The organism is Ligilactobacillus sp. 110_WCHN (assembly GCF_030518115.1).
Classification (GTDB): domain Bacteria; phylum Bacillota; class Bacilli; order Lactobacillales; family Lactobacillaceae; genus Ligilactobacillus; species Ligilactobacillus aviarius_C.
In genome coordinates this window covers 71,385-86,289 of record NZ_JAULLI010000003.1, presented here as the reverse complement: position 1 = coordinate 86,289, position 14,905 = coordinate 71,385, and the positions used below count along the sequence as shown (strand labels likewise).

Annotated in this window: 13 protein-coding genes; 2 read left to right on the top strand and 11 right to left on the bottom strand. The window is 38.4% G+C overall.

Features of this window, described 5'->3' with window-relative positions; translation table 11 throughout:
• Positions 1-159: 159 nt before the first annotated feature.
• The 11 genes from Q3C15_RS02000 to helD all read right to left on the bottom strand — a co-directional run bounded on the left by Q3C15_RS02000 (position 160) and on the right by helD (position 12,009).
• Positions 160-1,371: a site-specific integrase gene (locus Q3C15_RS02000; protein ID WP_283600982.1), complete on the bottom strand. Its 1,212-nt coding sequence runs from the start codon at positions 1,369-1,371 to the stop codon at positions 160-162.
• A gap of 92 nt (positions 1,372-1,463) precedes the next feature.
• Positions 1,464-2,897 (bottom strand): Rep family protein, encoded by a 1,434-nt coding sequence (locus Q3C15_RS01995; protein ID WP_302703779.1) that lies wholly within the window; start codon positions 2,895-2,897, stop codon positions 1,464-1,466.
• Between the two features lie 23 nt (positions 2,898-2,920).
• The gene (locus Q3C15_RS01990; protein WP_283600984.1) at positions 2,921-3,112 is read right to left on the bottom strand and encodes a hypothetical protein; all 192 of its coding nucleotides are present in this window, start codon (positions 3,110-3,112) and stop codon (positions 2,921-2,923) included.
• Between the two features lie 267 nt (positions 3,113-3,379).
• The gene (locus tag Q3C15_RS01985; protein WP_283600985.1) at positions 3,380-4,669 is read right to left on the bottom strand and encodes a hypothetical protein; all 1,290 of its coding nucleotides are present in this window, start codon (positions 4,667-4,669) and stop codon (positions 3,380-3,382) included.
• Complete coding sequence (locus Q3C15_RS01980; protein WP_283600986.1) at positions 4,666-4,893, bottom strand: hypothetical protein; 228 nt, start codon at positions 4,891-4,893, stop codon at positions 4,666-4,668. The genes Q3C15_RS01985 and Q3C15_RS01980 overlap by 4 nt, the downstream gene beginning before the upstream one ends.
• Positions 4,894-4,961: 68 nt before the next feature.
• Positions 4,962-5,300 carry a hypothetical protein gene (locus tag Q3C15_RS01975; protein ID WP_283600987.1) on the bottom strand — a complete coding sequence of 113 codons (339 nt, stop codon included), beginning with the start codon at positions 5,298-5,300 and terminating at the stop codon, positions 4,962-4,964.
• 26 nt (positions 5,301-5,326) lie between these two features.
• Positions 5,327-5,518 carry a hypothetical protein gene (locus Q3C15_RS01970; protein WP_283600988.1) on the bottom strand — a complete coding sequence of 64 codons (192 nt, stop codon included), beginning with the start codon at positions 5,516-5,518 and terminating at the stop codon, positions 5,327-5,329.
• A 685-nt stretch (positions 5,519-6,203) separates the two neighbouring features.
• The gene (locus tag Q3C15_RS01965; protein ID WP_283600989.1) at positions 6,204-6,611 is read right to left on the bottom strand and encodes a hypothetical protein; all 408 of its coding nucleotides are present in this window, start codon (positions 6,609-6,611) and stop codon (positions 6,204-6,206) included.
• 489 nt (positions 6,612-7,100) lie between these two features.
• Entirely contained in the window at positions 7,101-8,657 is a 1,557-nt protein-coding gene (gene guaA, locus Q3C15_RS01960; protein WP_302703775.1) for a glutamine-hydrolyzing GMP synthase, read from the bottom strand.
• 99 nt (positions 8,658-8,756) lie between these two features.
• Entirely contained in the window at positions 8,757-9,680 is a 924-nt protein-coding gene (coaA, locus tag Q3C15_RS01955) for a type I pantothenate kinase (protein ID WP_302703774.1), read from the bottom strand.
• A 25-nt stretch (positions 9,681-9,705) separates the two neighbouring features.
• Positions 9,706-12,009: an RNA polymerase recycling motor HelD gene (gene helD, locus Q3C15_RS01950; RefSeq protein ID WP_302703773.1), complete on the bottom strand. Its 2,304-nt coding sequence runs from the start codon at positions 12,007-12,009 to the stop codon at positions 9,706-9,708.
• Between the two features lie 294 nt (positions 12,010-12,303).
• On the opposite strand from helD, the gene Q3C15_RS01945 reads away from it, so the two are divergent.
• Positions 12,304-12,954: a VTT domain-containing protein gene (locus tag Q3C15_RS01945; RefSeq protein WP_278852765.1), complete on the top strand. Its 651-nt coding sequence runs from the start codon at positions 12,304-12,306 to the stop codon at positions 12,952-12,954.
• A gap of 78 nt (positions 12,955-13,032) precedes the next feature.
• Positions 13,033-14,898, top strand: coding sequence for a monovalent cation:proton antiporter family protein (locus Q3C15_RS01940; RefSeq protein ID WP_302703770.1), 1,866 nt, complete (start codon positions 13,033-13,035; stop codon positions 14,896-14,898).
• Positions 14,899-14,905 lie beyond the last annotated feature (7 nt).

Below are 14,905 nucleotides of genomic sequence, written 5' to 3'. Positions count from 1 at the left end.
GTGGCCGCGTGATTGTGGCTAAAAAAAATAGTCCCTACTTATTAAGTAAGAACTATCTTTGCCTTTACTATTCTGTTCACATTATCTAAACCTCAAAATCTCGGCCGAAATTCTTTAAATAAGTGCCTAATGGCACTTTCCACATATGGGGGGAGGGTATTAGGCCTTATAACTTTGGTTACCACCGAATTGAACTAAATCTTTAGGCGATAAATTAACTTCGATATTGCCGTCCATTTTGTTAACTAGCCACTCATCACCGCGCGGCCACATATGCGCATAATACTTTAAGGTTATATCAGGGCCAGAATGGCCCAAGCGCCTTGACACTGTAAGAACGTCTGCATTAAACTCGTTAATAAGATAACTAACATGGGAATGCCGAAGTGCCTTACCATTAATCACTGGCACATCTGCTAATCTTGCATACCGTTTAATTATCCGACCAATTGTACATCGTAAAATCGGCTGACCATCGTAAGAAACCACAAATTTACTTTTACAATGCTTGGCTTGTCTTTTACGCCATTCTTTTAAGAATTTCAATGTACATTTATCAAGTGTGATTATCCGTATTCCATTTTGGGTTTTAGTGTATGGTTTACGTTGATAATCATGCTTGTTTTTTATTTGTAGCGTGTTACGTACATGCAGTTTATGGTGCTTAAAGTCAATATCTTCCCAATATAATGCTTGGCCTTCACCAACTCGAATACCTGTCATGTAATATAGCCAGACTGTAATAAATTCAAAATGACCGTAGTACCGTTCGGTACTCATTACTGAAAGCACCTTTTCAAATTCTTCTTTGGTCCAAATCTTCGGTTTGCTCTTTCCCTTGCCAATCGACTTCGTCTGTAATGATACATTTTTATCCAACATGCCAATTTGAACCGCATAATTCAATGACTGACGTAAACCTAAATAAATCATCGAAGCATAAGCCTTTGAATAACCGCTCTTAGTTAAAAGCCAAGTACGAAATTCTTCACAATCGGCAACTGTTATGTCCAATAATAACTTCTTACCGAAATACTGCTTTACAATCTTAAAGGCCTGCTGATGTGTTTCAAAGGTACTTTGTTCAACATCGCCTTTATATTTAGGAATAAACTTCTTATCCATAAATATGCCATAAGTCATTCGATAATTAGCTTGACCACTTAAAACTTCATATTTTTGCTTAACCTTAACAGCAGCTTGATATGCCTCTTTTTCAGTTTCAAACGGTTTGCCGTCTTTATTCGTTCGACTCTTTTTAGTATGGTAGCGTCCGTTTTCATCTCTGCCAATTGAAACTTGATAAAAAATATTATTGCTTTTATCGCGATAAACCCCAGCATAACGGGTCTTTTTCATCGTTACTGCCATTCTTTTAACCTCCTTAATCTAATATAAACAAGCGAACATGCGTTTGCAATTTAATTTTTTATCATCATCTAATTGCTTTACGATTAAAATCACTAATCTAAGTAATAATCATCAGGGTTCGGATCACATGGTAGGGGACCAACATATATAGGAAGTGGATTGCCGTCTTCATCCTCCATATATTTATCTAAGTCTAAATTTACTGACTCATTAGCGTCTTCATCTTTCGAGTCCTTATCAGAATTAACTTCATTTTTTTCTCCGGCGTCTTCATCTTTTGAGTCCTTACCAGGGCCAACTTTAATTCTTTCTCTTGTTTCATATGGAGTAATATCGCTCAATCCAAATGGTAAGTCGTAATACCATTTTAATAGCTTATCAATTTTTGTATAAAGATTATCCATTGAATAATGACTCTGGCCTAATGGGTTATGCACCTTTTTATACATACGAGTATCCTTAATAATTTCCCTACTTGAATCATCGAATCCTATTTGAATTTTCTCCAATGATATATCATCAAAATCAAAATGAATAATTAAATCAATTCGACGCTCAAGCTGATCAAACTTGTCGTTAAAACTCAGGTTTTCTTTCTTGCGAGTTTGGGTATAAAATTCGTAAGGGTCTAATGGACATGTGAGAATATAAGTTTCGCCTTGAATTAGTTTATTGTGGTATCTTGAACTAACCATCGAATTAAAATCATGTGGGTCTAACATTTTCAGAATATCGCTGTAATTTAGGAAACCCGGTCGTAAATCATCAAGCAAAATACCATGTTCATTATTGTAATTCTCAAATACATCACGACCACCACCACTAATAAAATAATTACCGTATATTTGTTTTAAGATGTGCTTTGCTGCACTTGACTTTCCAGTGCCTGCTTTGCCATAAAACCAAAGTACCCTTTTATATCGGTTACCACTCTGCATTTCATCTTTCCACTTGTAATATTCTATGTGGCCTTTAGCACTTTCAACATCAGTCAATTTTTTAAAGTTCCGATCAATGTTATATGGTGCAATCTCGTATAACAGCTTTTCAGCTTTCTGACGGATTATTAATCCTTTGGCAAATTGCGTAATGACATCCTTCGGTTTTAATGTCTTTTGGTACGCTTCTTGATTTTTTTCAATATAATGCGCATATCTGAAGTTAGCCTTAACATTTTCAACCGAATATTGATATTTATCAGTTGCGTTCTTTGTGCGGTGAATCAAATACAAAAATGCATTCTGTTCACTACGTTCTAAACTATTACCACGCTTGGTCATAATCTCAAATCGCTCATTATCATCTTCGAGTTGTTTAGCTACACTGTTAACTGCGACTCGTTGATCGAATACCAAAACCAAATGAACGTGTGGTTCAGTATCATCTTTATCATGGACAATCATGGCATACTTTTTTAAATGTTTTAAAGTTTTGGTACGCCGTTCAAGTGCTTCAACATTTTCAAACGGTAAATGTGATAGCTGTTGAACATACATTAAAATTTGAGCTTTATTATTTTCTGCCATTTTTTATCTCCTCTCAATCGTTATTAAAATTCGTTATAAAAGTAATCTTTTTCCAGAGCATTAAGAGTGAACTCATCCATCCAATCTAATTCATCGACATGATAATAAGACTTTGATGTTTGATAATGTTTCTGCGATGTATTGCGATTTAACTTATAATGTTTACTACCATTAAATTTTCGATTCACTCTTTTATTAACATTTGCTTTTTTCATCTTTTCTTCACCCCTTTTTGGACTTCTATTTTTTATCAATCTAACTTCTTTAAAATTGAACGGAAGTACTGCGGTTAAAAGGTTTTTATATAAAAATTAACCTTTATACACTATCCAATAAACAAGCCCTTGGATAGTGTTTTGAAAAAGTAAAATTAAATTAAAGGAATCTTCTTCAAAACGCTATCGCCGAACTTTTGAGCGTTAAATCAAGCGTCCGTCAAGGGGGTCACTTCTTATGTTACGAAGGACCCCCCAAACAGACGCTTAGCTGTTTATATATTCTATTGGATCTATATCCGTAATCCATGGAACATTAAAAATCTCAGCTGGTGAATTATTAACGCTAATAATCCCCTGACCAACATTCTCAATTTCAGTATTGATTTGACAGTCAGTAAAGAGGAACTTCCGTTCCGTGGCAGTACTATTTCCAAGCAGAATTTTGATTCCCATTTGTTCGCGAATTTCTGTCGGAACATTATTAGCATTTGCTTGTTGAACCCCAATTATTAAGTGAAACTTTGCCTGACGGCCTAATAGCGCAATCTGTTTCAGATCATCTAATAACTGTTGTTGTTCCTTACGATCTAGCATCGCTTTTAAAGCTGCCAATTCATCAACCACAATTAAATGCGGTGTTAAAGCGACCGTTGGGTCTTCCTTATAACGCCTTTGTGCATGTTGCATTTCTTTAACGCTTTCATGAAGCAACTCCAACATATCGTCTTTTTCACAAGCAACGGCAATTTGGTCACTTTCCTGTATCCGAGCCAAATCTGATTGCTTAGGGTCAAGAATTCGAATATCCCAGTTATTAATTTTCGCGCAGATCAACAAATACTCAATAAGCTTGGTTTTACCAGACCCAGTTACACCGCTAATTACAGCATGATAAGCTTGATTCCAATCAATAAAGTGCTTCAAATCAAGCACGTTAACTGAATCATAATTTTTATTTAGTGCCGGTTCTAGTTCAATACTGTTATCAGTTCTAGCATCTGCTAAGGTATAAATAACTTTATTACCAGTTGCCGATATTTTCATAGAAGCCACTGAATAACGATTAGCGAACCTACGCAAATGTCCAGAGAGCTTAACCAAAAAATCTGGATCATTAATTAAGTCGTTATATTCCGGCAGTAATTCAATTTCGATATACCCATCAAATCCATGCCGGTGATCAATAAAAACATTAATTCCCGGAATCACAATGTGATCGGATCGTTCGTAAAAAACCCTTCCAAGTCGTGGGCGAGTAACTTCATCTACTAGATACTTTTTAACTGACTTTAGAACCAAGAACCTTTGAAGTAAGTCATATAACCCACTATATTCTTGCAACTGTAGTTCCTCGATCCAATTAATGATGTAGTCGGCTGCTAAGGCCGACCATATAATAAAGATTGCGATCAGCTTAAGCAACCACCACCACCCACACATACTAATTATTAAAGCGCTCAAGGCGCCGGCGATTAAACGCCAATTTAAACGACTATCATCCTCGCCCTCATGGCGAATAATAAAATGATGTCGAAAATCATTCCAGTCAATCATAATGGAATCATCCTTCCTACAATTTGATAGTTAGTTGCCAAATATTCATGATTTCGATTTTTACCAAGTTCATTCAATAAAAGAACATCATTGATGCGAATAACTGGCAAACCATTTGGAACAATTACCCTAACTAGGTTAAAATTTCCAAAGTACACATCGAACATGCTTTGGTTATCATTGCAGGGCATCAGTGTTGTTTTAGCAATTCCTAAAACGTCCATTGTAAACCCCTCCTTAAGTTAAAATTCCTCATTCCCACTCCTCGGCTTTACAGCCTACCCCTAGATTATTATTTGAGTTGCTCACCGATTTCTATTTCACCAACAAGCAGAGAAAGTTTCACAAATCCATTTTGTTGATAAGGCGTAGCCATCACATTCGAAAACTTAACAATCGTTCTCGGCTTAATTTGTTCCAAAATTTCTCTGTCATATTCAAGTGGTATTTTGATTGTGAGCGTGCCAGCTTTGTTAGAGCAAAGTGCTTTCGTTTCATCATTGAAAGCAATGCCGCTTAATTTCCAGCACTCTGTCTCATCAGTCTTCTGGCCATTGACATATTTGTATTTCGGTTCTGCACCGCTCGTTACCATCATTTCATAATTTTTATCTTCTAATTTTAATTGCATCTTTACAAACCAGCTTTCTATTTTTTTTATTTTTTTTTTACATTTTTTTCGTGATAATTCTTGTAAGGACTACCACGAACCCCATCAGGATCTAATCCCAAATCAGTAAAAATCACGAATTCAGAAAAATTGTAATCGCTGTCTTGAACATAATCTTCACATAATTCAAAGGATGGAACACAGTTCAAAGCAATCAGCGAAATTTCAATCTTTTTCATGAAATTACCTCCTTATCTTTAAATGAAAAAATTTTCTCATTTATTTCTTGAATTTTATGCTATGATATAATTGGTTGTTTATCAACTTTTTGTAGAAAAACTACAAATCATTATGCACAAACAACCTTTGGCACATGTTGCAGAGTCTGTAACAAAGCAGTTTCTCAAGAAATATAATCCAGCAAACAATTCGTAGAGCATTCCAAAATTAAGATTACAAAAACATTACATTTTATTGAATATTCTTTGAATTCGTCTGCCGCGATTACATTTCACCTTTTCGTTATAAAAATTTTAATTAGTAAGGTTGTTAGATAAACTGGAGAAAAAAGTTTTCAATATTTACTTGTCAAAGAACCATATCAAATTCAGGGCAAAATATTGTCGTCAACTATAAAACTCATCTTAAAAGCACTTCAAGGTGATTAAAATCAACGTTTCAATATCACGGCTCCAAATCTGTATGTCTATAATACATTTTTTTAAAAATTGCCCAAAAGCTTAATAATCCTTGATATGTAGCGGTTAGCGACGATTTTCAGATATTTTTGTGTATCTACAAGTGACGTCAATAACATATTTGTCTAGAAAGGCAGCAATCGATAAGTTTACCTTATATAAAAAGTTAATGTCGATTTTTGAGCAACAAAAAAAAAGACTGGTTACCCAGTCTTAACTTAAATCACTAATTCGAACTCAGTTTAAAAGGTAATTTGGCTACTATAAGAGGTACGACGACCATAAGAACATTCAAATAATCTTTAGGCGTTAAGTTTGATACTTCAATATACTTAAACCATCCATGATTCAAAGCCAGCATATATAGTAATTCGATCAATAATACCGATAACGCGACCATCGAAAGTAAATAACACAAATTAGCTAATTTCATAAATAAATACTGAAATTTAACAAATTGCGGATAGGTGCTACCGGCATAAAACATTGCATATAGCATCAAAAACGTCAAAAAAAGCAGTGCCATAATTGCTAAAGGATTTGAAATAATATTCACAAGCCACATAAACGCTAGCACAATAAAAGCAACAACAATTCCACAAATCAATAGCTGTTTTTTGCCAAATTTGCTCATTAAATCACTCCTTTCACGTTTAATTTTTATATCTAAATCTTATCATTATTTTTCAAAAAATGCAACATATTGTACTTTTTAATTTTAAACATCTATATATAGTATATATAATAAATAATAATTTATTATAACCATTTTACAAAACTTCTATTTATAACCCATACAAAATCAAATTTATTCATACACTATTTTTAAATTCAATTTCAATTACATAGTAATTTATCCATTTTGATGTATACGGATTGATTAATTGTTATGCTACTTAAGTTTCTTGGCATAAATTGGCATAAATTTTAAGGTTAAAAAAAAGACTGGTTACCCAGTCTTAGTCTGTTTAATTCACTTGTTACTATTCATACTCAACTATATCGAAATAAATTGATCCAAGCATAGTAAGCGTTTATTTTTTGCTTGGCATAAACTTGGCATTAAACCTTGCTCAAATTTTTTCAAAAGTAATTGACATAATCACTTTTCTAATACCTGCAACTATTCATATTCAATCGTTGCCGGCGGCTTACTCGTAATGTCATACATTACGCGGTTAACGTGGTTGACTTCGTTCACGATCCGCACTGAGATGGTTTGCAAAACATCCCATGGAATTTGAGCAAAATCAGCGGTCATCCCGTCAATTGACGTTACGGCGCGAATGGCAACGGCGTAATCGTATGTCCGACCATCGCCCATTACCCCAACGGAACGAATTCCTGGAAGGGCAACGAAGTATTGCCAAATTTCCTTATCTAAGCCGGCTTTAGCAATTTCTTCCCGTAAAATTGCATCCGCATCCCGGACGATTTTTAATTTCTCTTCTGTAACTTCCCCAATTACCCGGATTCCTAATCCTGGTCCTGGGAATGGTTGCCGCCATACTAAGTTATGTGGCATTCCAAGTTTTTCGCCCAATTCACGAACTTCATCTTTGAACAGCGTCCGTAATGGTTCGATCAACTTAAAGTCCATGTCCTTTGGCAGGCCCCCAACATTGTGGTGCGACTTGATCGTTTGGGCCGTATCCGTTCCTGATTCGATCACATCGGTGTACAGCGTTCCTTGAGCCAAGAACTTGATCCCGTCAAGCTTTTGCGCTTCGTCGTTAAAGACTTGAATAAATTCATTTCCAATGATCTTCCGTTTCTTTTCAGGGTCAGTCACGCCCTTCAACTTATCTAAGAAACGTTTTTGCGCATCAACCTTAATGATATTCAAGCCGAACTTGCCGGCTAAACTATCCATTACCTGTTGAGCTTCATTTTTCCGTAATAATCCGTGGTCAACAAAGATACTTGTTAATTGGCTGCCGATTGCTTTATGCAACAGAACTCCAACAACTGATGAGTCGACCCCGCCTGATAATGCAAGCAAGACTTTCTTGTCCCCGACCGTTTCGCGGATCTTCTTGACCTGCATATCGATGAAATCATCCATTGTCCAGTTATCGCGTGCCCCGCAAACATCAAAAGCAAACCGCCGTAAAATGTCGTTTCCGTATTCAGTATTGCGGACTTCGGCGTGGAATTGGATTCCATAAAACTTCTTTTCATCATTTGCGATTGATGAAATTGGGCAGTTAGCACTGGTTGCAACCGTCTTAAAGCCATCCGGAGCTTGCGTTACCAAATCACCGTGACTCATCCAAACCGTTTGTTCTGTCGGCAAGCCTTTGAAGAGCACTGCATCTTTATCTTGAACGGTAATCACAGCTTTACCGTATTCCTTGTTATCGGCCGGTTCAACTTTTCCGCCTGGAAGAATGTGGGCCATCAATTGCATGCCGTAACAAATTCCCAAAACCGGAATTCCTAAATTAAAGATTTCCGGATCGACCCGGAATGCGCCATCATCGTACACACTATTTGGGCCGCCAGAGAAAATAATTCCCTTAGGGGCGATCTTTTTGATTTCCGCTGCCGTCGTTTTGTGCGAAAGCAATTCCGAGTATACCCCGAATTCCCGGATTCGCCGGGTAATCAGTTGGTTATACTGACTGCCGAAATCAAGCACGATGATCTTATCAAAGTCGTTCATTTCACTTGTTGCCACGCTGTTCACCTCGTTATCAGATATTGGTTATAATTCTAAACTGGTAACCGAATGATGTCAATCACTATTTGAATATTCGTCATAATTAACGGTGATTTTCTAATATTTACGCAATAATAGTTCGTTAATTATGTGATCATGCCCTTTTTCGATAATTAAATCCGCCCGGTTCTTCGTTGGCAAGATGTAATCCCGTAAATTAATATGGTTTACTTTTCGCCACGTCTCCTTCGCAATCGCAAAAGCTTCGTCACGTTTTCCCGGTTGAGCAAGGGAATAATAGTAATTATGCGGATCATTAAATGCGCCGTCTAACAGCATTTCGAACCGTTCCAAGTACCATCTCTTGATGTCTTTTTCATGCGCATCCACGTAAATTGAAAAATCAAAGTAATCACTTACGTAAATTCGCTGATTTGATGGCAGCTGTAACACATTGATGCCTTCAACGATCAGGATATTCGGATTATCGACAATGTCATACCGATTCGGGATAATGTCATATACCTGGTGCGAGTACACCGGTGCGCTGGCCTTTTCGCCATTCTTCACTTGATCCATAAACGTGATCAGCTTTTCCATATCATAACTTTCAGGAAATCCCTTGCGATCCATGATTCCGCGTTCTTTTAATTTAGCATTCGGGTAAAGGAACCCGTCCGTCGTGATCAATTGAACTTTCTTCCCCGGAAATGCTTCCTTTAATAGGATCTTTAATAACCGCGCCGTAGTACTTTTCCCGACCGCAACCGAACCGGCAATTCCAATTACAAACGGGACATTCTTCATTGGCTTGTCTAGAAAGCGTGCTGTCTGTTCCTGCTTAAACCGTTGAACGTTCAATTGCATTTCCAAATAATAAACTAACGGCATGTAGATTTCCTGCACGTCTTTCATTGAGATCCGGTCATTTAACGACTTGATCCGTTCAAGCTCTTCCGGAGTCAGCGGAACAATATTTTTTTCATAATATTCCCGCCATTTTTCCCGCGGAATTTTAAAATAATTCAATGATTCTTCCATTAATATTTTCCCCTCATTGCCGTAACTAATTGCGGGCGTTCAGCTTATACGTTGCTGGATCGACATTCGCAAACAACCGTGATAATTTGCCTTCCGCAAAAATATCTAACCGGTGCATTGCCCGTGAACAGATCGTATAAACCAATTGCCGTTCATCTTCATCGTGGTAATTAGCATCATTAGCATTCCACATGATAATGGCATCAAATTCCAGTCCCTTTGCCAAGTAAGCCGGAATTACCAAGGTTCCTTCAACTAACCGTTGATTTTCTGTTTTGATCAGCGTTGCCTGTTCTCCCCGGGCTTTAAGCTGATCTGTTAATTCAGTACACTCTGCCAGTGATTTTCCAATAATTGCGGTTGTCATGTGATTTGCCGCATTGCGGTGCAACTGGTTGACCACATCATTGACCATCTTCGCATTTTCCGTATCGACGGTGATCGTTGGCAAATCACCATTCCGGTTAAAGGCCGTTACCTTTTCGCCGTTAACTAAAACGCCCTTCGTAAAGTCGGTGATCTGCTTGGTTGACCGGTATGACTGGGTCAGCTGAACAACTTTCGTTTTTTCAGGATCAAACATCGTTGAAAGTTCATTCAACAAGCTGTGACTGTTTTCCTTGGTGAAAATTGCCTGGTTAAGGTCACCTAGCATTGTAAAGTGTGCCCGCGGAAAATCAGTCTTTAAATAAGCGAGTTGGTAAGCAGTGTAATCTTGAATTTCATCAATAAAGACGTGTTTAATATCATTATTGCCGCGCTTCCCGGTAATCAAATCATACAGGTAAAGGTAAGCCGTTGTGTTGGTCATTGATAATTGCCGCTTGATCAATTCCTGCTTGACCTTTTCCGTATGAGCCTGCCATTCATCCGCCGTGATTTGATATTTGTCCAATTTCACTAATTGCGGAACTGCCCTTAAGAAGTCGTAATACTGGCGGTTAATATTAATGAAGCGATTATGAATGATCGTTTGGCGAATCTTTTGGAAATGCCCCATAACATAGTTTTTAGCCAAATAAAACATTTCATCTTCGCCGCTTTCAAAGCTGTCGCGGTTTTTATTGCCATATAATTTGTTCAATTCTTCTTGACTAAGATCTTGAACCGCTTTTTGGACCTTGTCCGTTTTCGCCGTCTTATTTAAGCGCCGGTGAAGCAATTTCAACAGTTCTTCCTTGGTTGCACTTAACCGGTTGCGCAAATGATAGTTTTCATTAAAGCCATAGTAAATTTCGCGAATCTTTTCCTTACTGAAGACGACCTTGCCCTGATACTTGATATCCTTAAAGTCCATTCCGTCCTTTTCAAGGAAAGCAGCGTATTTCGTAGTCGCATTAAAGAATGCCAAACTATCCTTAAGCGTCTTGATTCGCTTGCTTGCGCCCTGGTTATTTTCTTCAAACCGTTCCTGCAACGTTTCAACGTGCAACCGCGGAACCCGGCGTTGCGTATATTGATAGAAAGTCATCTGAACCATATTCTGTTCGCCTAATTCAGGCAAAACCCGGTCAATATAATCATTAAATAACTGGTTCGGCGAGAACAAAATAATTTGACTTGAATTCAAGTTTCCGCGGTACCGGTAAAGCAGGTAAGCGACCCGTTGCAGCACGGCGGACGTCTTTCCCGAACCAGCAGCTCCTTGAACGAACAGCAGATCAGATTGCGTATCACGGATGATTTTATTTTGTTCTTTTTGAATCGTTGTAACGATACTTTTCATCTTAATATCAGATGATTCGTCTAATACTTCAAGCAGCATTTGATCACCAACGGTTTCGTCGGTATCAAACATTGAAATGATTTTTCCGTCTTCAACCATGAACTGTCGTTTTAGCTTTAAATCAACTGTTTGGGGGCCATCCGGAGTATCATAGGTTACTTTTCCCAAACCGCCGTCATAGTAGACGCTTGAAATTGGGGCCCGCCAATCATATACAAGAAAATGATCCGGAGTATCAGAAAAACTAGCAAGCCCGATATAAATTGATTCCGGCTTGCTTTCACCGGCTTCTTGAAAATCGATCCGGGCAAAGTACGGTTTCTTTTCAAGCTTTTCCAAGACTGCAAGTTCACGGGTCGCACTTTTCCAGTTGTTTTCCCGTTCTTGAAGAAGCTGTTGCTGTTGCCGTACCGACAGCGCCGTATCCATCATGCCTGAATAAGTCGAGGTTTTGATCCGGACATTATTTTTAAAGTCTGCCTGAATTGCCCGCTCATCAGCTTCGGCATTTTGAATGTTCTGCTTGTCCTTCTTCTCAGCCTTTTGGATTTGGTCAACCACGTAATACATTCGTTCTTGCTCTTGGCGTTTTTCCTGATCCATCTTTATTTTCCTTTCCGTTTTAAAATACAAGTTACAATATTATATCACAAAGGGAAGTTCAAAACGCAGAAAACGAACGGAAGCCCGTAAAAAAGCAAAACCAAGGTTAATAATTCGCCTCTTCCGGGAGAATTTATTCCTTTTTCGGTTTAAACTTTCATAATTTAATCATATTTTTTGATTAGGATATTAAAGAACTAAACGTTTCGTTTTACTTGCGTCATTTATTGGGAGCGGTAAAATACTTATTAATTGTTAACGGTCGCAGATGGTTTATTTTAAGTAGGTGAAGGAATGCTCGCGCAAATTATTTATGCAATTTTCCATTTTCGGGAATACCTTTTTCCATTGTTGCAAACCCTTGGAAAATGGTCGTACGTTTTGATCTTCGCAATCATTTTTATGGAAACCGGACTGGTTGTTTTTCCATTCTTACCTGGTGAATCATTGATTTTCTTCACCAGTACGATTGCGGCGGTCAAAGGTTCAGTTTTAGACATTAAAATTTTAGTGGTCGTCTTTTTCTTGGCAGCCCTGATTGGCGATACCGTCAACTTTGAAATTGGCCGGCACCTGAAACAATTACCGTTCTTTGAAAAGCACCTCACCGAAGCTAAATTACAGACTGGCATTCGCTTCTATAAGCGCCATGGCGGCAAAACCGTTATTTTTGGCCGGTTTATTCCCTTTATTCGGACGTTTGTACCGTTAATTTCCGGAACAATCGGCATGCATCCACACCAATTTGCCTTCTTCAACGTGATCGGCGTGTTGTTATGGGTCATTGTCGGTTCCGCAGTTGGTTATTTCTTTGGTCAGGTTCCATTTGTTCAAGAACATTTTTCACAAATTTTTATCGCCATTGCCTTATGCGCCCTTGTGCCCGCAATGTTAATGGCCATTATCAATTTCTTAAAACGGCGTAAAGAAAATCAAATGAGATAGTAAATCACTGCAGGTTGCAGTGATTTTTTATATAATAATGTAAGTTATATTTAAATTCAGAGAGGGTTTTTATTTTATATGACACTTTCATTAGTCGTCGTCACGTTGGCGATTTTTGCAACGCCAATGTTGCTGTCGCGTTTTAAAATTTCAGTTTTACCGACTTCAGTTGCCGAGGTCATCGTCGGGATCATTCTTGGTCAAAGCTGCTTGCACCTCGTCAAAATGAACACCGTGCTTGATTATCTTTCAACATTAGGCGTTATTTTCTTAATGTTCCTTAGTGGGATGGAAATTGACTTTTCCCTTTTTAAGAAAAACAGTAAAAGTCAAATGACGCCGTTGGAATTAAAGCAGGCGAACGCACAACCGAAGGCTTCACCATTGAAAACGGCCGTTGTCGCATACATTTTGAGTTGTGTAACCGCCGTTGTTTTGGCAGTTCTTTTCAAAGTTTCAGGGCTATTCTCTAACTTTATGCTCGCAATGATTTTATTTGCGACTGTTTCCCTGGGAGTTGTGATCTCACTACTCAAGGAAAATGAGCTGCTTAGTAAACCATTTGGCCAAACATTATTGCTTTTTGCAGTTTTAGGTGAAGTTGTTCCGTTATTAACATTGACGGTTTACTCATCGATCTATTCAGGCAAAGGTGAAACCTTGTGGCTGATCTCGCTGATCTTTATTGCGGCCGCGTTATTCTTACGCCACTTCCACAAGTTTTTCTCTTTTTATGACCAAATCAACAAAGCCACCACGCAACTTGACATGCGGCTTGCATTTTTCATCATCATTACATTAGTAGTGATTGCTGAAAGCGTCGGGGCTGAAAACATTTTAGGCGCTTTCGTTGCCGGAATTGTTGTAAAACTATTACAACCGGAAAAGGAAACCCAACGGAAATTGGATTCAATCGGTTATGGGATTTTTATTCCGTACTTCTTCGTCTTAACCGGGGTCAAATTAAATATTCCAGCCCTCTTAGCATCACCGAAGACGTTGATTTTAATTCCATTGTTCTTCATTGCATTTACGGTTGCCAAACTGCCGGCCTACTTCGGCTTTAAAACCCGGTTCACCAAGCAAAATTCCCGGGCGGCATCAATGCTAGCAACCACAACGATCACCTTGGTTTTAGCAACCTTGACCGTTGCGCAACAGCTGCATGCAATTACTTCGCAACAATCTGGGGCCTTTATTTTGGCAGGAATCTTAACATGTATCTTTGGTCCGATGATGTTCAACAAGATGTACAAACCGGAACCGGAAGACGAAAAATCAACTCAGGTTCGAATCATCGGGGCCAACTTCATTACGATTCCGGCTGCCCAGCAACTCAGCAATGACGGCTATGACGTGAATGTCTACACCGATAATCAGACAGATTACAAGACATATCGCAATTCACGCGTTAAAGTTAACCTTGTAAAGACCCTTGATGCCGGTGAATTGATCAAGCAGGAGATCTTCGATACCGACATTCTCGTGCTTGCCTATAATTCCGAGACCAACTATCACCTAGCATTAAGCGCCAAAAAGTACGGTGTGCAAGAAGTGCTGACTTACATTGAAACCCATGACCCGAACAACACAATGGAAAAGGAACTTGAAGAAGCGGGCATCGACATTGTTAATAACTTCAGTATGGACGTTAACGTTCTTCGGACGGCAATTGAATCACCGTCAATGCTTCAAGTTCTTTCACACGGCGGTAATGCGCGGATCTATGAAGTTACGGTTACGAATGCCCGGTATGCCGGCCTTGAAATTCAAGAATTACCGTTTATCAAAGACATTACGATCAGTCGGATCTTCCGCAATCGACGGTCAATCCCGCCTCACGGAAGCACCCGCATTCAATTAAACGACCACCTGATTTTTTCTGGCGAACGCGACGTCGTTCAAAAGATTCGCAAATCACTTGGACGCTTAAACGAAGAATAAATTTAAT